This is a genomic window from Methylobacterium sp. WL64 (assembly GCF_008039945.1).
Classification (GTDB): domain Bacteria; phylum Pseudomonadota; class Alphaproteobacteria; order Rhizobiales; family Beijerinckiaceae; genus Methylobacterium.
On sequence record NZ_VRVA01000007.1, the window covers coordinates 1 to 18375 of the forward strand.

22 protein-coding genes and 1 tRNA gene are annotated in these 18375 nt (G+C 68.7%); 9 read left to right on the plus strand and 14 right to left on the minus strand.

The features are described from left to right. From FV242_RS05515 to FV242_RS05530, 4 genes are all read right to left on the minus strand, one after another. Window positions 1-694, minus strand: a 694-nt coding sequence (locus FV242_RS05515; protein ID WP_147938213.1) for a branched-chain amino acid ABC transporter permease, incomplete at its 3' end; no start/stop codon positions are given. Window positions 695-722: 28 nt separating this feature from the next. Beyond that, window positions 723-1937: an ABC transporter substrate-binding protein gene (locus FV242_RS05520; protein ID WP_147938214.1), complete on the minus strand. Its 1215-nt coding sequence runs from the start codon at window positions 1935-1937 to the stop codon at window positions 723-725. A gap of 94 nt (window positions 1938-2031) precedes the next feature. Continuing rightward, window positions 2032-2775, minus strand: a complete 744-nt coding sequence (locus tag FV242_RS05525) for an ABC transporter ATP-binding protein (RefSeq protein ID WP_147938215.1) — start codon at window positions 2773-2775, stop codon at window positions 2032-2034. Further along, window positions 2768-3526, minus strand: coding sequence for an ABC transporter ATP-binding protein (locus tag FV242_RS05530; protein WP_147908496.1), 759 nt, complete (start codon window positions 3524-3526; stop codon window positions 2768-2770). The genes FV242_RS05525 and FV242_RS05530 overlap by 8 nt, the downstream gene beginning before the upstream one ends. Window positions 3527-3798: 272 nt before the next feature. Between FV242_RS05530 and FV242_RS05535 the strand changes: the two genes are divergently transcribed. The 3 genes from FV242_RS05535 (at window position 3799) to FV242_RS05545 (ending at window position 6606) form a co-directional block, all read left to right on the plus strand. Further along, a complete protein-coding gene (locus tag FV242_RS05535) occupies window positions 3799-4689 on the plus strand; it encodes a 2-dehydro-3-deoxygalactonokinase (protein WP_147938216.1) in 891 nt (296 codons plus the stop codon). After that, a complete protein-coding gene (locus tag FV242_RS05540) occupies window positions 4686-5321 on the plus strand; it encodes a 2-dehydro-3-deoxy-6-phosphogalactonate aldolase (RefSeq protein WP_147938217.1) in 636 nt (211 codons plus the stop codon). The genes FV242_RS05535 and FV242_RS05540 overlap by 4 nt, the downstream gene beginning before the upstream one ends. Before the next feature lie 124 nt (window positions 5322-5445). Next, complete coding sequence (locus FV242_RS05545) at window positions 5446-6606, plus strand: alanine racemase (protein WP_147938218.1); 1161 nt, start codon at window positions 5446-5448, stop codon at window positions 6604-6606. Window positions 6607-6615: 9 nt separating this feature from the next. On the opposite strand, the gene FV242_RS05550 is transcribed toward FV242_RS05545, so the two are convergent. The 5 genes from FV242_RS05550 to FV242_RS05565 all read right to left on the minus strand — a co-directional run bounded on the left by FV242_RS05550 (window position 6616) and on the right by FV242_RS05565 (window position 9542). After that, window positions 6616-6858, minus strand: coding sequence for a hypothetical protein (locus FV242_RS05550; protein ID WP_147908500.1), 243 nt, complete (start codon window positions 6856-6858; stop codon window positions 6616-6618). Between the two features lie 179 nt (window positions 6859-7037). Further along, window positions 7038-7187, minus strand: coding sequence for a hypothetical protein (locus FV242_RS34350; protein WP_187278348.1), 150 nt, complete (start codon window positions 7185-7187; stop codon window positions 7038-7040). A gap of 206 nt (window positions 7188-7393) precedes the next feature. Further along, on the minus strand, window positions 7394-8311 hold the full coding sequence (locus FV242_RS05555; RefSeq protein WP_147938318.1) for a histone deacetylase: 918 nt from the start codon (window positions 8309-8311) through the stop codon (window positions 7394-7396). Further along, complete coding sequence (locus tag FV242_RS05560; RefSeq protein WP_246692609.1) at window positions 8311-9252, minus strand: NAD(P)/FAD-dependent oxidoreductase; 942 nt, start codon at window positions 9250-9252, stop codon at window positions 8311-8313. The genes FV242_RS05555 and FV242_RS05560 overlap by 1 nt, the downstream gene beginning before the upstream one ends. Before the next feature lie 205 nt (window positions 9253-9457). After that, window positions 9458-9542 (minus strand) — tRNA-Leu (locus tag FV242_RS05565). 137 nt (window positions 9543-9679) lie between these two features. On the opposite strand from FV242_RS05565, the gene FV242_RS05570 reads away from it, so the two are divergent. Next, complete coding sequence (locus tag FV242_RS05570) at window positions 9680-10261, plus strand: YqaA family protein (RefSeq protein WP_147853841.1); 582 nt, start codon at window positions 9680-9682, stop codon at window positions 10259-10261. 2 nt (window positions 10262-10263) lie between these two features. Then, window positions 10264-10752, plus strand: coding sequence for a disulfide bond formation protein B (locus FV242_RS05575; RefSeq protein WP_147938220.1), 489 nt, complete (start codon window positions 10264-10266; stop codon window positions 10750-10752). Window positions 10753-10773: 21 nt separating this feature from the next. On the opposite strand, the gene FV242_RS05580 is transcribed toward FV242_RS05575, so the two are convergent. From FV242_RS05580 to cpdR, 4 genes are all read right to left on the minus strand, one after another. Next, window positions 10774-11229 (minus strand): DUF1178 family protein, encoded by a 456-nt coding sequence (locus FV242_RS05580; RefSeq protein WP_147908503.1) that lies wholly within the window; start codon window positions 11227-11229, stop codon window positions 10774-10776. Window positions 11230-11237: 8 nt separating this feature from the next. Further along, window positions 11238-12095, minus strand: a complete 858-nt coding sequence (locus tag FV242_RS05585; protein ID WP_147938221.1) for a carbon-nitrogen hydrolase family protein — start codon at window positions 12093-12095, stop codon at window positions 11238-11240. After that, entirely contained in the window at window positions 12088-12357 is a 270-nt protein-coding gene (gene grxC / locus FV242_RS05590) for a glutaredoxin 3 (RefSeq protein WP_147908522.1), read from the minus strand. The genes FV242_RS05585 and grxC overlap by 8 nt, the downstream gene beginning before the upstream one ends. A 133-nt stretch (window positions 12358-12490) precedes the next feature. Beyond that, entirely contained in the window at window positions 12491-12847 is a 357-nt protein-coding gene (cpdR, locus tag FV242_RS05595; protein ID WP_007558883.1) for a cell cycle two-component system response regulator CpdR, read from the minus strand. 209 nt (window positions 12848-13056) lie between these two features. Here cpdR and FV242_RS05600 point away from each other — a divergent pair, with 209 nt between their 5' ends. Continuing rightward, window positions 13057-13959, plus strand: a complete 903-nt coding sequence (locus tag FV242_RS05600; RefSeq protein WP_147938222.1) for an N-formylglutamate amidohydrolase — start codon at window positions 13057-13059, stop codon at window positions 13957-13959. 334 nt (window positions 13960-14293) lie between these two features. Here FV242_RS05600 and galU read toward each other — a convergent pair whose 3' ends face one another. Continuing rightward, a complete protein-coding gene (gene galU / locus FV242_RS05605) occupies window positions 14294-15160 on the minus strand; it encodes a UTP--glucose-1-phosphate uridylyltransferase GalU (RefSeq protein ID WP_147908523.1) in 867 nt (288 codons plus the stop codon). Between the two features lie 275 nt (window positions 15161-15435). Between galU and FV242_RS34355 the strand changes: the two genes are divergently transcribed. From FV242_RS34355 to FV242_RS05615, 3 genes are all read left to right on the plus strand, one after another. Further along, window positions 15436-15600 carry a hypothetical protein gene (locus FV242_RS34355; RefSeq protein ID WP_187278336.1) on the plus strand — a complete coding sequence of 55 codons (165 nt, stop codon included), beginning with the start codon at window positions 15436-15438 and terminating at the stop codon, window positions 15598-15600. 4 nt (window positions 15601-15604) lie between these two features. Continuing rightward, on the plus strand, window positions 15605-16810 hold the full coding sequence (locus FV242_RS05610; RefSeq protein WP_147938223.1) for a lytic murein transglycosylase: 1206 nt from the start codon (window positions 15605-15607) through the stop codon (window positions 16808-16810). 99 nt (window positions 16811-16909) lie between these two features. Continuing rightward, on the plus strand, window positions 16910-18340 hold the full coding sequence (locus tag FV242_RS05615; protein ID WP_147908507.1) for an SGNH family hydrolase: 1431 nt from the start codon (window positions 16910-16912) through the stop codon (window positions 18338-18340). The last annotated feature ends 35 nt before the right edge of the window (window positions 18341-18375 follow it).

The window sequence follows — 18375 nt, forward strand, 5'->3', positions numbered from 1 at the left end:
TGATGATGTCGGCGCCCATGTTCGGGTTCACCGAGTAGATCGGGGCGGCGAGGACCCCGGCGAAACCCGCGAGCGCCACGCCGAACCCGTAGGTCAGGGTCAGGAACAGCGGCACGTTCACCCCGAAGGCCTGGACCAGGGTCGGGTTCTCGGTCGCGGCCCGGAGGTAGGCGCCGAGCTTGGTCTTCTCGATCACCAACCACGTCGCGATGCAGACGGTGAGCGAGGCCACCACCACCCAGGCCCGGTAGTTCGGCAGGAACATGAACGGCAGGCGCTGGCCGCCCGACAGCTCGGCCGGGATCGCGTAGGGCAGCCCCGACACGCCGTACTGGTTGCGGAACAGGCCCTGGATGATCAGCGCCAGCCCGAAGGTCAGGAGCAGGCCGTAGAGGTGATCGAGCTTGTAGAGGCGCGCGATCAGCACCCGTTCCAGCAGAATGCCGAAGGCCCCCACCACCAGCGGCGCCAGCCCGAGCGCCCACCAGTAGCCGAGCCCGACATAAGTCAGCAGCATCCAGGCCACGAACGCGCCCATCATGTAGAGCGCGCCGTGGGCGAAGTTAATGATGTTGAGGAGCCCGAAGATGATCGCGAGACCGAGCGACAGAATCGCGTAGAACGAGCCGTTGATCAGGCCGAGCAGCAACTGTCCGAACAGCGCCTGGGTCGGCACGCCGAAGATCGTGGTCATAGCCGTCCTCCGTGCCGGACCCGCACCGTCAGCCCTTCACCAGCGGGCAATTGCCGTCGTTGAGCGGCCGGAAGACCTGATCGCCCGGGATCGTCTCGAGCTTGTTGTAGAGGTCCCACTCACCCTTCGACTCCGAGGGCTTCTTCACCTCGAACAGGTACATGTCGTGGATCTTGCGGCCGTCCGCGCGGATGGTGCCCTTTCCGAACAGCGGGTCGTCGGTGGGCATGGACTTCATCTTGGCGACCACAGCGGCACCGTCGGCTCCGGATTTCAGCTCGGCCATCGCCTTCAGGTAATGAAGCACGTCGGAGTAGACGCCCGCGTGGTTGGCGGTCGGCTTCGAGTTGCCCTTCATCTGCTTGGCGAACCGGTCCGAGAAGGCGCGGGTCTGGTCGTTCAGGTCCCAGTAGAACGGCTCGGTGAGAACGAGGCCCTGCGCGACCTTGGTCCCGAGCGAATGCACGTCCGAGGAGAACACGAGGAGCCCGGCCAAAGCCTGGCCGCCCTCGGTGATGCCGAACTCGCCGGCCTGCTTGATCGCGTTGATCGTGTCGGTGCCCGCGTTGGCGAGCCCGATCACCTTGGCGCCGGACCCCTGCGCCTGCAGCAGGAACGACGAGAAGTCCGAGGTCGGGAACGGGGTCTTGACCGAGCCGATGACCTTGCCGCCGTTCTTGGTGATTACCGCGCTGGTGTCGCGCTGCAGGGTCTGGCCGAAGACGTAGTCGGCGGTGAGGAAGAACCAGGTGTTGCCGCCGCGCTTGACCATGGCGCCGCCGGTGCCGTTGGCGAGCGCCACCGTGTCGTAGACCCAGTGGATCGTGTTCGGCGTGCATTGCGGGCCGGTGAGGTCGGCGGTCCCGGCGCCGGTATCGATGAAGACCTTGTTCTTCTCTTTGGTTACTTGGCTGATCGCCAAGGCGACCGACGAGGTCACGCCGTCGGTGATCATGTCGACGCCGTCGCGGTCATACCATTGCCGGGCGATGCCGGCCCCGACATCGGGCTTGTTCTGGTGGTCGGCGGAGACGATCTCGACCTTCAGCCCGTGCTCTGCCGGCTTGAAATCCTCCACCGCCAGCTTTGCGGCGACGACCGAGCCTTCGCCGCTGATGTCGGAATAGGCGCCCGAGCGGTCGCCCAGGATGCCGATCTTTACGTTCGTCTGCGCGCTCGCGCCGCCCATCATCAGGGCACCCGCGAGGGCGAGGGACACGGACCCGATGAGACGTCCGAACATCATGGTCTTCCTATCCTCCAGCGGCGCAGCGGATGACCGCTTGCCGAGCGTCCGACGCCGTTCTCCGGCGCTGATCAGGTATTGGTCGTCCGCCTCAGACGCCGAGATAGGCGTGAAGCTTGTCGATATTTGCGTCAAGCTCGGCATTCGGGATCATGTCGACCACCCTGCCCTGCTCGATGACGAAGTGCCGGTCGGCCAAGGTCTGCGCGAAGCGAAAATTCTGCTCCACCAGCACGATGGTGTAGCCCTGTGACTTCAACTGTTGGATCGTCCGGCCGATCTGCTGCACGATCACCGGCGCGAGACCTTCGGTAGGCTCGTCCAGCAGGATCAGCTTGGCGCCGGTCCGCAGGATCCGGCCGATGGCGAGCATCTGCTGCTCGCCGCCCGAGAGCTTGGTGCCCTGGCTGCCCGCACGCTCCTTCAGGTTCGGGAACAGGGTGTGGATCTCGGCCACCGTCATGCCGCCGGGCTTCACCCGCGGCGGCAGCATCAGGTTCTCGTGGACCGTGAGGCTCGCGAAGATGCCGCGCTCCTCCGGGACGTAGCCGAGGCCGAGCCGGGCGATGTTGCGCGAAGCCATTCGGATCGTTTCGACACCGTCATAGACGATCGATCCGGAGCGCTTACCCAGGATGCCGATGATCGCCCGGAGCGTCGTGGTCTTGCCGGCGCCGTTCCGGCCGAGCAGCGTGATCACCTCGCCGGCCCGGACATCGAGGTCGATGCCGTGCAGCACGTGGCTCTCGCCGTACCAGCCCTCCAGGCCGCGGACGGTGAGGAGGGCATCGGTCGCCGCGGCCGGCGCGGGTCTCTTCACGGCGGCCTCAAGCATGTCCCGACCCGATATAAGCCTCGACCACGCGCGGATCCTTTGAGACGGTGGCGTAATCGCCCTCGGCCAGGACCTGTCCGCGCGCGAGAACAGTGATGCGGTCGGACAGCGACGCGACCACCGAGAGATTGTGCTCGACCATCAGGATCGTCCGATCCTTCGAGACCCGCCGGATCAGCTGCGCCGTCCGGTCGACGTCCTCGTGGCCCATGCCGGCCATCGGCTCGTCGAGCAGCAGCATCTCGGGATCGAGCGCCAGGGTCGTGGCGATCTCGAGGGCGCGCTTGCGGCCGTAGGACAGTTCCACCGCGAGCGAGTCGGCGAACTCTGACAGGCCCACGGCCTCGACGAGCGCCAACGCCTCGCCGTTGAGCGCCCGCAGCACTTTCTCGGGGCGCCAGAAGTCGAACGAATCCCCCCTGCGCCGGCGCTGGAGCGCGATGCGGACGTTTTCGGTGACCGTCAGGTGCGGAAATACCGCCGAGATCTGGAAGGAACGCACGAGGCCGAGCCGAGCCACGTCGGCGGCGCGCAGCCCGGTGATGTCCCGATCCTTGTACCGGATCGTGCCCGCGGTCGGGATCAGGAACTTCGTGAGCAGGTTGAAACAGGTGGTCTTGCCGGCACCGTTCGGGCCGATCAGCGCATGGATCGTCCCGCGCTCGACTTCCAACTTAACGCCGTTGACGGCCCGGAATCCCTTGAATTCCATCGTCAAGCCATCGGTCGCCAGGATCACGTCCCGTGCCAAGCGCGTCCCTCCCGCGTATGATTTATTGCCTGCCATATCGCCGATCTGGCCCTGAACAGTCCATCGCAAACGCTCGGCGCGGCGGGACAATCCCCGGCTCATGATATGCTGATGCTTTCCGGGGTCGGGCGAACATCCCGTCGGGATGATGATACCGGCGCGGAGGGCATCTGACGGCCGGTCGATCCGGGCCGACCGGGTGTCGGCAAGCCGCTTGACCCGACTTCGGCCGAGCCTGTAACTCATACAAATCACGGGCAGGGAGGGCGCGCATGGTCGGCCAAGCGGCCTACATTGCCGTCGACTGGGGCACCACCAACCGGCGCGCCTACGCGATGTCGGCGGAGGGCGTCGTGATCGACACCCAGCAGGACGATCGCGGCGTCCTCGCGCTATCGCCCGACGATTATCCCGGCGCCATCGCGCGGCTGCGGGAGCGCTTCGGCGCGCAGGTCGTGGTCGCAGCCGGCATGGTCGGCTCGACGCGCGGCTGGCGCGAAGCTCCCTATATCGATGCGCCTGCAGCGTTGCGGGACCTCGCCGCGGCGAGCCTCGCGGTCGCCCACGACGTGCGGATCATCCCGGGTGTCGCGCTCCGGAGCGGCCCGCGGCCGGACGTGATGCGGGGCGAGGAGGTCCAGGTGCTGGGCGCGATCAGCAGCGGCGCCGCGCCGCCGACGGCGTTGTTCTGCCAGCCCGGCACGCACAACAAATGGATCGCCACGGTGGACGGCGCGATCACCGATTTCGCCACCGTGATGACCGGCGAACTCTTCGCCCTGGTCCGCACCCACGGCATCCTGGCCGGCATGCTGGACGGTGCGGTCGCGGACGGTCCCGCCTTCCGGGACGGGCTCCGCCGCGGGCGCGAGGCGCGCAACCTCGCCGCCGCCCTGTTCGAGGTCCGCGCTGGGGTGCTGCTCGCCCGGCTGGCGCCTGACGATGCCGCCGCCTACGCCAGCGGCCTCATGATCGGCGCGGATGTCGGCACGCGCACCGATCTGGCCGAGCGTCCGGTGCACCTGCTCGGCGGCGGCGCGCTAGCCGCGCTCTACACTGTTGCGATCACGGAAGCTGGCGGCCATGCCGTTGCCGTGCCGGACGGCGCCACGACGGCCGGCATCCACGCCATCTGGCAGGCCATCTCGAAAGCGCGGGCATGACGATCCTCGACCGTTTCGAAGTCGCTTTCGCGGCCTGCCCCCTGGTGGCGATCCTGCGCGGACTCACCCCGGACGAGGCACCCGCGATCGGCGACGCGCTGGTCGAGGCCGGGTTCACCCTGATCGAGGTGCCGCTGAACTCGCCCGATCCGCTCCGAAGCATCGGGCTGCTGGCCGAACGCTTCGCCGGGCGTGCCCTGGTGGGGGCCGGCACGGTTCTGACGCCCGGTCAGGTCGGCGACGTCGCGGCGGCGGGCGGGACCCTGATCGTCTCGCCCAACACCGACCCGGCGGTGATCGGCGCGTCCGTAGCCGCGGGCCTCGTCTCACTGCCCGGCTATCAGACGCCGAGCGAGGCATTCGCCGCCCTCGCAGCCGGCGCGACCGCCCTGAAACTCTTCCCCGCGGACATCGCGACCCCGGCAGCGCTCAAGGCGCATCGGGCCGTGTTCCCGGCCAGCACCCGCGTGCTCGCCGTCGGCGGCGTCACGCCCGATAGCGTATCCATTTGGCGGCAGGCCGGCGCGGTGGGCTTCGGGCTCGGTTCGAGCCTCTATCGCCCCGGCAAGCCTGCGGATGAGGTCGCCCGGGACGCTTCAGCCTTCATCGCGGCGATCAGCGGACCTGCCTGATTGCGCGTAGCCCCACCGAACCGGGGCTGTCCGTCGAGTATCGTCAATCCTCGTAACCGGAGCGCGACAGAGATGGCGCTGCAGTCTAGAAACGCGCCCGCGTGGAGCAGGCGGGAGCAGGCGGATGGCCGACGGGCGGATCGGACGGGCGGACGGCTTCGACGGACTCGAGACGCCCTGCCTGCTCCTCGACGCGGACAGGCTGGCTGCCAACGTCGCGACCATGCGGGCGGGGCTCGACCGGCTGGGCGTAACGCTGCGGCCGCACCTGAAGACCGCGAAATCGCTCGCCGTCGCCCGCATCGCCATGGCGAGTCCGTCCGGACCCGCGACGGTCTCGACCATCCGGGAGGCCGAGCACTTCGCCGAGGGCGGCGTGCGCGACCTGATCTACGCCGTCGGGATCGCGCCGCAGAAGCTCGACCGTGTTGGAGCGATCCGGCGGCGCTGGGATGCGGACCTCGCCATCGTGCTCGATTCGGCCGAGCAAGCCGACGCCGTGGCGTCGTGGAGCCGCCGTAACGACGACCCGCTGCCGGTGCTGATCGAGGTCGATGCCGACGGTCATCGTTCCGGCGTCGATCCGCGCGATGCGGATACGCTGGTGGCGATCGGCCGGGTGCTCTCCGACGGTGCCTCCCTGCGCGGCGTGCTGCTGCACGCGGGCGACAGCTACGGCCTCACCGATCCCGCCGCGCTGAAGGCGGCAGCCGAAGCCGAACGCGCCGCCGCCGTGGCGGCGGCCGCGATCCTGCGCGGCGCCGGCCTGCCCTGCCCGGTTGTCAGCGTCGGCTCGACGCCGACCGCGCGCTACGCCGACAACCTCGACGGCATCACCGAGGTCCGGGCCGGCGTATTCATGATCGGGGACCTGTTCCAAGCAGGCGTCGGCTCCTGCCGGGTCGACGAGATCGCCCTGACCGTTTTGACCACTGTGATCGGCCACCAGCGGGAGAAGGGCTGGATCATCACGGATGCCGGCTGGATGGCGCTGTCCCGCGACCGCGGTACGGCGCGTCAGGCCATCGATCAGGGCTACGGCATCGCCTGCGACGGGACGGGACAGCCCTACCCGGACCTGATCGTACGGGACGCGAACCAGGAACACGGGATCCTGGCCCTCCGGCCGGGCTCGTCAGCGCCCCTCCCCGACCTGCCGATCGGGGCACGGCTTCGGATCCTGCCCAACCATGCTTGCGCCACCGGCGCCCAGCACGACCGCTACCATGTCGTCGCCGACGGCGGGCTGACCGGGGCAGTCTGGCCGCGCATCAACGGCTGGTAATGTCGGGTCTTACCGCCCGTTCGAGACAGTCCGCACCGGACGGTCCGACTGGTCCATCACCGTGCGGCAACCGGCGCTCAGATTCGGTCGCTGCTGGCGCAGACAGACCGTGATCGCTGCCACGTTGGGGATCTGGGCTGCGCAGAGACGCATCACGTCCGGGGTGCAGGCCGCGCGGTCGGCACGGGATTGCGCCAGCGCGGGCGCTGCGCCGGCGATCAGGGCGAGCAGAGCGAACGTGGCGGACTTCATCGACGGGAATCCTCAGGCGGATGATGGATGGGCTTTAACGGCCAAGCCTCGAAGTGCGGCGTGAACGCCGCGACACACCGAAATATCCATCGCGCGACCGACCTATTCTGCCGCAGCGCCGCGGATCGTCACCGCCATGCGGCACCTCAGCCGGATATCCTGCAGCGCGTCTCGTACGGTCAGGGTCTTGCGACCGGCGTGATCGCCCCGGTCGCCACAGGCTCGATCTGTGACGCGGCGGCATTCACCGGCGCCTTCTGCCGATCGAGCTTGTCCGCCGAGACGAGAGCCGCGGTGATCAGGGCCACCGCCGCTATCGTCGCCTTCAAGACCTCCCAGATTCGCGTAAGCATGGCTGAGTCCCAATGGCGTCACTGGATCTTCAGCATGTCTGCCTGGGGCGAAGCTGTTCAACACGCCCGCCCGGCGTCGTCTCATCGATCCGTGACTTCCGGATCTTCGGCGGCGACCCTTCCCAAAACCTTTCCGGGCCGCCGGTCCACACTCATCCGCCGGGACCTGATGCATCCGGGCCTCACCTGGAGGCGGAGTCCGCCGTAGCCTCCGCGGCCATCGCCTCGAAGACCAGTGAATGCCGCAGCGCCAGCGCCTCGACATCGTAGGTGTAGCCGCCGCCGATCACCGCAACGACCGGGATCGCGCGGGTGCGGGCCTGCGCGATGACGAACCGATCCCGGGCGAGCAGGCCCGCATCCGTCAGGCAGAGCCGCCCGAGGCGGTCGTCGCGGTGCGGATCGACTCCGGCATTGTAGAACACCAGGTCGGGCGCCAGCGCGTCGAGGAGCGGCGGCAGCCGGGCGCGCAGCACGTCGAGGTAGCCGCCGTCATCGAGACGGTCCGGCAGGCCGATATCGAGGTCCCCGGCGATCTTGTGCGCGGGATAGTTGTTCTCGCAGTGGATCGAGAGCGTGAACAGCTCCGGGCAGAGCGCCAGGCAATCCGCGGTGCCATCGCCTTGGTGGACATCCAGATCGGCCACCAGGACACGCCTCACCGCGCCCTCCGCCTGCAGCGTGCGGGCGGCGACGGCCACGTCGTTCAGCACGCAGAAGCCTGCACCCTGGAGCCGCCGTGCGTGATGGCTTCCACCGGCCGCGCTTCCGGCCAGCCCCTCGGCCAGGGCCAGGCGGGCGGCCAGGAGCGTCCCGCCCACGGAGGCGCGCGAGCGGCGGACCAGGGCAGCATCCACGGGTAGGCCGATGGCGCGCTCGATCTCCGGCGGGACCGCGACGGCGAGGACGGAAGCCACGTAGGCGGGGTCGTGCGCCTGGACCAGGATCTCGGCCCCGGCGAGCTCCGGGGTGACGAAGCCGAGCGGCGCCAGCCCCTTGGCCACCAGCGTCTCGGCCAACAGGCCATATTTGCGCATCGGGAAGCGATGGCCCGCCGGAAGGCTCGATTCGTAGGCCGGGTGGAAGGCGATGGGCGGGATCACGCGGCCGGGCCGAGATCGCCGAGGATCGCCTGCGCAAGCGCCAGGCCGCTGTCATGGGCCGCTTCGATCCGAGGCCCGAGACACCAGTCGCCGGCTGCTCCCAGTCGGAGCGCGGGATCGTACTGGCAGGGGCAACCCAAGGCGGTCTCGACCTGGGCGAAGCGCCAGCGATGCGCCTCCGCGTAGCTCGGCCGAAGCGGCGCGGCCAGACACGCCGCCGCAGCCCGCGTCAACTCGGACACGACCGCATCCCGCGACAGTTCCAGATGCGCGCGCGACCAATCGGGCTTCGCGTGTACGGTCAGGCGGATGCCGGCGGGACGGCCGGGTTTCGACGAGTCCGTCGCGATGAGCCCGAGCGGACCGTCCTTCGGCTCGATCAGGGCTGCCGTGGGCGCCTCATCGACCGCGAGCATCAGCGACCAGCACGGTGCGTAGGAGACATGCTGGATCTCGGGCATCGCGAAACCGGAGGCCGCCAACAGCGTAACGGTCTGTGGCGCCGGGAAGGTGATCGCCAGCGCCGCGAACGGGCCGTGATGCCCGCCCGCGCTGTCGGTCAGTCGCCAGGACGCCTCGTCGCGGACGATACGCGTGATCGTCGTACCGCTGGACACGGGAAGTTCGGCCAGAAGGTCCCGGACCGGCGCGGTCATGCCCGGCACGCCGACGCGGCGCATCGCCCCGCCCCAGGGCGCCGTGATCCCGCGCATGTCCCAGTCGGCAACCCGCGCGGCGAAGGCATCGCCGTGCGCACGTAGGAATTGCGCGCCATGGTCGAACTGCATCGTGCCCGAAAGGCGGGTCGCCATGCGGCCGCCGACGCCGCGTCCCTTGTCGAACACCTGCACGGGCAGGCCGGCCTCGGCGAGATGACGCGCCGCCGTGGCGCCGGCCATTCCAGCGCCCAGGATCGCGACGCGTCTGTTGTGGCTCACGATACCGCCCCCGGCGCAACGCGGACCCTGCATCCGCGTAGACGGCAGAGATAGGGGATGATCCGTCGGGCGTCAGAGCGAACGGGCCGCGACGCAAGCGCTCGCGCGTGAGCAACGATGCGGCCACAACCGGAGACTCTCATGGGCGACGCAGCGAAAGGCCCGGTCCGATGCGCGCTGCTCGATCGCTCGGAAGCCGAGACGATGGTGCGGGTAGAGGGAATCGAACCCCCACGCCTTGCGGCTGGCGATTTTGAGTCGCCCGCGTCTACCAATTCCGCCATACCCGCGCGCGTCGGGCTCTTCGCATAAGTGTGGCCTCCACGCCAAGGGTGCGCCGCCGGGTTTTTTGCCGCCACTGCCGATCTGGCCAAGGCGCGGCGCCTGTGCTCAAAGGACGGCCGCTTCCTCACGACCCGGACCCTGAATGCTCCGCCGGCTCTACGCGTGGATCCTCGCGCTCAGCGGCAGGCCCTCCGCGCCCTACGTGCTCGGGGCCGTCGCCTTCGCCGAAAGCTCGTTCTTCCCGGTCCCGCCGGACGCGATGCTGGTCCCGATGGCGGTCAGCCGTCCGGATCGGGTCTGGCTCTACGCGACGATCGCCACGGTGGCCTCGGTGCTCGGCGGGCTGGTCGGCTACGCGATCGGGGCGCTGCTGTTCGATTCCCTCGGCGAGTGGCTGATCCGGCTGTATGGGCTGCAGAATTCGGCCGCGACCTTCCAGGATTCCTACGCCCGCTACGGCCATTGGGTGATCCTGTTGAAGGGGCTCACGCCGATTCCGTACAAGCTCGTCACGATCACGTCGGGCTTCGCCCATTACAGCCTGTTCTGGTTCACCGTGCTGTCGATCGTCACCCGTGGGGCCCGGTTCTTCATCCTGGCCGGACTGCTGGGCCGCTACGGCGTTCAGATCCGCGGCGTGCTCGATCGGCATCTCAACGTGGTCGTGGCGATCTCGGTTGCCGTGATCGTCCTCGGCTTCCTGCTGTTCAAGGTGATCCTGTAGCCATGAACTTCGCGTCGGCACTGCGCCTCAAGAAGGCGGGTCTTGGGCTGGCTCTCGGCTCGGCATTGGTCCTGGCCGCCGTTCTGGTGCTGCAGTACGGCTACGGCTATGCGCCGTGTAAGCTCTGCCTGACCGAGCGCCTGCCCTTCTACGCCGCCCTGCCCCTTGGGCTCGCCGCGCTGTTCGCGCCCGAGCGCTCGGCTCGCCTGGCGCTCGGGCTCGCCGCCCTGGGGCTCCTGTATGGCGCCGGGCTCGGCGTCTACCATGGTGGCGCGGAATGGGGATTCTGGCCGGGCCCGAGCGATTGCGGCGGCGGCACGGGTGCGAACCCGGGACAGGTCGGCGAATTCCTGAATGCGCTTCAGAACACGAAGGTCGTGGATTGCTCGGTGGCGGCCTTGCGCATCCTCGGGATCTCCCTGGCCGGATCGAACGCCGTCGTCGCCTTCGTCCTGGCCTCGTTCGCCGGCACCGCAGCCCTGCGGTCCTGAGCTCCCGCGGTACGGTGCGCCTCAGTTGCGGTCGTCGGGCATGATCGGGATCGGCGCGACGTCGATCCCCTCATCGATGAGGGCGCGCGCTTCGGCCGGGCTGGCCTCGCCGTAGATCGAGCGGCCCTCGGCCTCACCGTAGTGAATCTTGCGCGCCTCCTCTGGGAAGCGCGTCCCGACATGCTCGGAATTGGCCACGACCTGCTCGCGCAGCGCCCGCAGCATCGCCCGTACCTGCCGCTCGGGCTCCGCGATCATCGCCATCGGAGCTTCGGCCTGGGGCGCTGCCGGCGCCGGACGCTCATTGCGATCGCTGCGGGCCACGTTGGGCGCCATCAGCGCCTTCGTGACATTCGCGCTCTCGCAGATCGGGCAAGTCACCAGCCCACGCTCCGCCTGCGCATCGTAGGATTCGGAGGACGGGAACCAGCTGTCGAAGCCGTGCGCGGATTCGCAAACGAGACTGTACCGGATCATGGGTTTGCTTACTGTACGGCCTGAACCTGAGGCCCGATGCGCTCGATTGTGAACGCGCGCGTGTGTTGCAGGGCGGGAATCCGCGCCCGGGCGTCAGCGACCTGGGCGAGGTCGATCTCGGCCAGGATTACGCCCGGCTCGGACCCGCCGGCATCGGCGAGCACCCGCCCCCAGGGATCGACGATCATGGAATGGCCGAAGGTCTCGCGGCCGTCCTCGTGGATTCCACCCTGGGCCGCCGAGATCATGAAGGCGCCGGTCTCGATCGCCCGCGCCCGCTGGAGGATGTGCCAATGCGCCTCACCGGTCTGGCGGGTGAAGCAGGCCGGTGCGGTGAGCACCTCGGCCCCAGCCTCTGCGAGGGCGCGGTACAAGGCCGGGAAGCGGATATCGTAGCAGATCGTCAGGCCGAGCGTCGCCCAAGGGGTCGCCGCCACCACCGCGCAGGCGCCGCCGGTATAGGTGGCCGATTCACGCCAGCGCTCGCCGCTCGGCAGGTCGACATCGAACAGGTGCAGCTTGTCGTAGGACCCCAGGATCTCCCCGTCCGCGCCGATCAGGAAGGCCCGGTTGGCAATCTTGTCGCCCGACCGCACCGCCAGCGAGCCGATATGCACCATCACCCCGGTGTCCCGGGCGGTCTGCCGCAGGCCGGCCAGGGTCGGATCCTGCTCGGCCTCGGTGACGTGCGCGAACAGGCGCTCGCGGCTGCGCTCGACCAGCGACGTCATCTCGGGAGTCTGGACGTAATGCGCGCCGCGGTCGGCAGCCTCGCGCACCCCGGCAACAGCCGCGTCGCGATTGGCGCCCGGGTCGCGGCCCGAGCGCATCTGCACGCAGGCGGCGGTGAAGCGCCTCTCAGGCATCGGCCTTGTCCGTCAGCAGCGGATCGAGCTTGCCGGCACGATCCAAGGCGTAGAGATCGTCGCAGCCGCCGACATGGGTCGATCCGATGAAGATCTGCGGTACGCTGGTGCGGCCACCGGCGCGCTCGACCATCACGGCCCGGCCACCCTGGGCGCGCTCGACGTCGATTTCCTGGAAGGCGACGCCCTTCTCCTTCAGCAGGCTCTTGGCCGCCGAACAGTAAGGGCACCAGGCCGTGGTGTAGATCGTGACCGGCTGCATGGCGGGCGTCATCTCGCGCGGGAACTCCCGTCATATAGGAGTACGCCCGTCGATTTACCTATGCCCGTGTGGTCACAGCCGAACCGAGCCGCAACCGCAGCGGCCCCTGGTGAATCCAGAGCCGATCGGCCGGTCAGGCGGCCATCAGCTTCTCGACCTCGTTGACGAGATCGCGCAGGTGGAACGGCTTCGACAGGACCTTGGCATCCTTCGGAGCCTTCGAATCCGGGTTGAGCGCCACCGCGGCGAAGCCGGTGATGAACATCACCTTGATGTCCGGGTCGAGCTCGGTGGCGCGCCGCGCCAGCTCGATCCCGTCCATCTCGGGCATCACGATATCGGTCAGCAGCAGCTCGAACGGCTCCTCGCGCAGCCGGTTGTAGGCCGAGAGGCCGTTGTCGAAGGACAGGACATCGTAGCCCGCGTTCTGCAGCGCCTTGGCCAGGAACCGGCGCATGTCGTTGTCGTCTTCCGCCAGCAGGATTTTCATCGGCCGTTTCCGAGCCCTCGAGTCGAAATGTTGATCCCATAAAGGGACGCGATGGTAAACAAGGTGTTAGGATTGGAGCCCGCAGCCGGCGCCGCGTGTCTCGAAAACGGCCCTGTGGGCCGTCGGCATCAGGGTGGACAGGCGATCATCCGCATACCACACTGCGTATCCGCCGCGCTTTTCCAGACGCCGGGGTGTGCACGCAACCCATGACCGCGCCCGAAACGGTACAGCCCGACGCCCTCGGTTTCGCCCCGGCTTTCGCGGTCGAAGAACCGGCGACGCACATCCTGCCCTTCGTCTTCAATACCGGCCATTCCGGCGCCGTCTACCCCCCCGATTTCGTCGCCGCCTCGCGCCTGGACGCGCTCACTCTGCGCCGCTCCGAGGATGCCCATGTCGATCGCCTGTTCGCCTCTGTGGTCGAACTCGGCGCACCACTGCTCCGGGCGAATTTCCCGCGGGCTTTCCTGGACGTGAACCGCGAGCCCTACGAGCTCGACCCACGCATGTTCGACGGCCGTTTGCCGCCCTTCGCCAACACCCGGTCGATGCGGGTCGCGGGCGGGCTTGGCACCGTTCCGCGGGTCGTGGCGGACGGCCAGGAGATCTACGCCCGGCGCCTGCCGGTCGGCGATGCGATCGCCCGCATCGAGGCCCTGTACAAACCCTACCACCGAGTCCTGCGCGGCCTGATCCAGCGCACGGCGCGGACGCACGGCCATTGCATCCTGATCGATTGCCACTCGATGCCGTCCTCAAGTCTCGGACGCGATACCGAGATCAAGGCCGACATGGTCCTGGGCGACCGCTACGGCACCGCGTGCGCGCTGGGCCTGATCGAGGCGTTCGAGGCCGCGTTCCGCGCCAAGGGTTTCCGGGTGGTCCGCAACAAACCCTACGCGGGCGGCTTCATCACCGAGCATTACGGCGAGCCCAACCTCGGGCGGCATGCTCTGCAGATAGAGGTCAACCGGGCGTTGTACATGGACGAGGCGAGCCTCACGACGACGCCTGATTTCCCGAGCCTCGTGAAGGCACTGCGGTCGGTTGTGGCCGGCGTGGCGGCCGATCTCGGTGACCTTACGCCCAGCCGGATCGCCGCCGAGTAGGCTGCACTCAGTCCACGTCCGGCGCCGCCACGAAAATCGGCGTTCGAAACGGCCTTCCTCACCCATAGCCTTGGGAAGGTCCGCCGCGGCGAGACCACGGGCCCGTCGATCAATCGACGGAGCACGCAACGAGGAGGTCGAGACAAGAAAAAAGGCCACTCCCGAAGGAGCGGCCCGAAGTCTAGGGAGGAAACGCCCAAGAAGGGCTACGGGACCGCGACGCCATCGCGATCTCGCAATGCACAAATGACAGTGCGGCGCACAAGACGCAAGGGCAAAATCGTCTCCGCCCGCGCGTCGAATGCATGGCTCAAGCGCGCAAATCGCAAAGGCCTCAGCTCTGCTTCAGGAGTTTTTCCATCTCGGCGCGCAGCGGGCCGGCGAGATCCGGCCGCTCCAGCGCGTAAGCCAGGTTCGCAGTCAGGAACCCGATCTTCGAGCCGGTGTCGTAGGTCCGGCCCTCGTAGTGCATGCCGAAGAAGTCCTGCGTGCCCATCAGGTCGATCATGGCGTCGGTGAGCTGGATCTCGCCGCCGGCGCCCTTCTTCCCGTGCTCCAGGATCCCGAAGATCTCGGGCTGGAGGATGTAGCGGCCGGAGATGATGAAATTCGATGGTGCGGTGCCCTGTTTCGGCTTCTCGACCATGCCGGTGATCTCGAACGACTGACCGTAGGTCTCGCCGACGCTGACGATACCGTATTGGTGCGTCTCTTCGGGCGCCACCTCCTCGACCGCGATGACGTTGCCGCCATGGCGCTCATAGGTTGCGAGCATCTGCTGCATGCAGCCGCGGCTCAGCATATCCGGCAGCAGCACCGCGAAGGGCTCGTCGCCGACGATCTCCCGGGCGCACCAGACCGCATGACCGAGGCCGAGGGGGGCCTGCTGGCGGGTGAAGCTTGTTTGGCCGGCCTTGGGCAGATCGCGTTTCAGCTCTTCGTAGGCAGCGGTCTTCCCGCGTTCCTGAAGGGTGTGCTCGAGCTCGAAGGCAATATCGAAATGGTCCTCGATCACCGCCTTGCCGCGTCCCGTGACGAAGATGAAGTGCTCGATGCCGGCTTCGCGCGCTTCATCGACGACATGCTGGACGACCGGCCGGTCCACGACCGTGAGCATTTCCTTCGGGACCGCCTTCGTGGCGGGCAGGAATCGCGTGCCCAGCCCCGCGACGGGCAGGACAGCCTTGCGGATCGGTTTCATCAAGCGGCAACCTCGGAAACAGAATGGGATGACACGGTCAATGGTTCAGGCAGTGAGATAGCCTAACACGATGCTTCGCAAGGCCTCTACGTCGATAGTATGAGGCAAAGCACCGTAAATATCCCGTCTGCGACCACCTAAAGTGGCCGTTACCAGATGATATCTCACCGGGCGTTTGAACGCGCGATGAAGCGGGGTGGGCGCCTTGCCTGCCCGTGCCCGGTTCGGGCAAGGCTCCCGGCAGCTTCCCTCGGAGCGGCTTCGGAGCGGACGACATGACGGGTCTGGTGACAGGCGGGGCCGGATCCATCGGCGGCCGCATGGTTTGGGACCTGCTGGATACCGGCCGCACGGGAATCGTGCCGCGCGACGACCGGGCCACCGGGCTCGACCAGTCGCTGGCCCGAACGGGCAAATCCAGTCCGCGAACCGGGGCTTGAGGCGATGCCATCGCGCCGCGCCCTGCTCGCTGCCGCCCTCTCCCTCTGCCCCGCGGTAGCCCGGGCCGCGAAGCCGTCGGCACCGAACGGCGCCTTCCAGGCGTTCATCGCGTCCCTGCGTCCGGAGGCCGAAGCCCGCGGCGTCTCGGCCGAGACCTTCGCGGCCGCGTTCCGGGGCATCACGGCACCCGATCCAGGCGTCCTGGCGCGGACGCGCCAGCAGGGCGAGTTCGTGCGGCCGGTCTGGGATTACCTGGTCGGCGCGGTCTCGGCAGGCCGCATCGCCCACGGACGCGCACGAGCGGGCACCCTCGCGCGCGCGCTGAAGGCGATCGAGGCGCGCTACGGCGTCCCGGCGCCAATCGTGCTGGCGTTCTGGGGCGTCGAATCCGATTTCGGCGCGAGCGCCGGCAACCTTTCCACGATCCGGGCGCTGGCCACCCTGGCGGAGGCACGGCATCGCGGCACGCTGTTCCGCGACGAGTTGCTGGCCGCCCTGGCGATCCTCCAGCGCGGCGATATCGCGCCCGAGCGCATGAGCGGAAGCTGGGCGGGGGCCATGGGGCAGGTGCAGTTCCTGCCGTCCACCTACCTAGCCCACGCGGTCGATTTCGACGGCGACGGCCGCAGGGACATCTGGACCAGCGAAGCGGATTCGCTCGGATCGATCGCGGCCTATCTCAAGGACCTGGGCTGGGATCCGACGCTGTCCTGGGGCTATGAGGTGCGTCTGCCCGAAGGTTTCGACCTGACCGCCTATGCCGGGCCGATCTCCGGCTTCGCCGCGCGGGGTGTCGGGCGGACGGACGGAAAGCCGTTGCCCGGGCGTGGAGACGCCGCGCTGTTCCTGCCCGGCGGTTTCGGGGCGCCGGCTTTCCTGATCACCGGCAACTTCGAGGTGATCCGCCAGTACAACACCTCGGATTCCTACGCGCTGGCCGTCGGCCACCTCGCCGACCGCCTGGACGGCGCCCCCGCGCTCGCGGCGCCCTGGCCTACGGGACCACGCCTCGACGGTGCGGGACTGCGCGCGCTGCAAACAGGTCTGGCGACCGCCAGCTTCTACGAGGGCCCGACCGATGGCCGCGCCGGGCCGAAGCTGCGCGACGCCGTGCGGCGCTACCAGATCGCGGCCGGCCTGCCGGCGGATGGGTATGCCTCGCCGGCGTTGCTCGCCCACGTCCAGGGCCGGCACGATCCGGCGCGGTAATCGGCCCCCGAGGGCGGGTTTAGACGCGCAAGTCGGTCTCCCGTATAGTGCCGCCTACCGACCGGTGTTTTTCGGTCGCCTTCAAGGTGCGGGATCTGCATGGGAGTCGCAGTCTGGCGTCGTACGGCGCGTCCGGCCATCCTCGGATTCGCCGTCCTGTTGAGCCAAGCGGGCCTGTCCCTGGTCGGCGGCACACCCGCTCAGGCACAATGGGGCGACAGCTATCAGCGGCCCGAGGGCGGCGCCTATTACGAGGCCCCGCCGCGGCGGCGCCCGCGCGATGCCTATTATCGCGACGACGGCTCCAGCGCCCGCCAGCCCCGCTACGCACCGCCCCAGGAAGCGCCGCGGCAGTTCTACTGGCCGTGGGAGGACCGGCCCCAGCCGGTCGCTCCACCGCCGGAGCGCACCTACCGGGCGCCGCGTCCGCGCAGCACGATCGGAAACGCGGACGCGCAGCGGCCCTCGCCGTCCGTCAAGCGCCGGGAGCGGCCCGCACGGGCGCCGGTGGCGCCGAAGCCCGCCATCGCCAAGACCGCGCCGAACGTCCAGATCGCGGTGTTCGGCGATTCGCTGGCCGACCACCTTGCCCACGGTCTGGACGACGTCTTCGAGGACAACGCCGACATCGCGGTCGTCGATCGGGCGAAGGGCGACAGCGGACTCGTGCGCAGGGACGTGGTCGATTGGCCCAAGAGCGCCGAAGACTACCTGCGCACCAATCCTAAGGTCCGCTACGCGTTGGTCATGCTGGGCGCCAACGACCGCCAGCCGATCCGTGAAGGTGACGAGACCGTCGATCCGCTCACCGATCGCTGGAAGGCCCTGTACCGCGCCCGGGTCGAGGCCCTCGTGAAGGTGTTTGCCGACCACAAGGTGCCGCTGGTCTGGGTCGGGCTTCCGCCGGTGCAGAGCGAGAGCTTGAGCCGGGATCTCGCGAGCCTCAACGACATCGTCCGGGACACCGTGACGAAGGCCGGCGCGACCTATGTCGACATCTGGCCCGGCTTCGTCGACGACCGCGACCGCTACGCGGCCTCGGGCCCGGATCCGGAAGGTCAGATCGCCAAGCTGCGGACCGCCGACGGCGTGCACTTCACCAAGGCGGGCGACCGCAAGCTGGCGCATTTCGCCGATGTCGAGCTGAAGCGCCTGATGGGAACGGCCACGCCGGCGCTGACCGATCCGCCGCCCACCGCGACCATCGCGCCGGGGGCGCCGAGCGCGACGCCCGGTCCGAGCCTCGACGGTTCCGGCCAGCCCACCGACACCGCGGCGATCGATCGGCAGATCACCGCGATGCTGCCGAGCCTGCCCGAACCTCCGGGCGTCCCAGCGCTGCCGGTCAAGCCCGCGGCCGGGCCGGTCGTGCCCCTCGGGCGCACCGAGGTCTCCCCCGGCGGGACGCTGCTGACCGGCCGTCCGCGCGATTCGGACAACCTCGGCACCGTGGAGCGGACGCTGGTCCGCGGCAATGCGCCGATGCCCCAGCCCGGCCGCGCCGACGATTTCCGCTGGCCCCCCGGCTGAGTGGTGATCCCGGCGCTGGGCTCGCACCGAGCGCC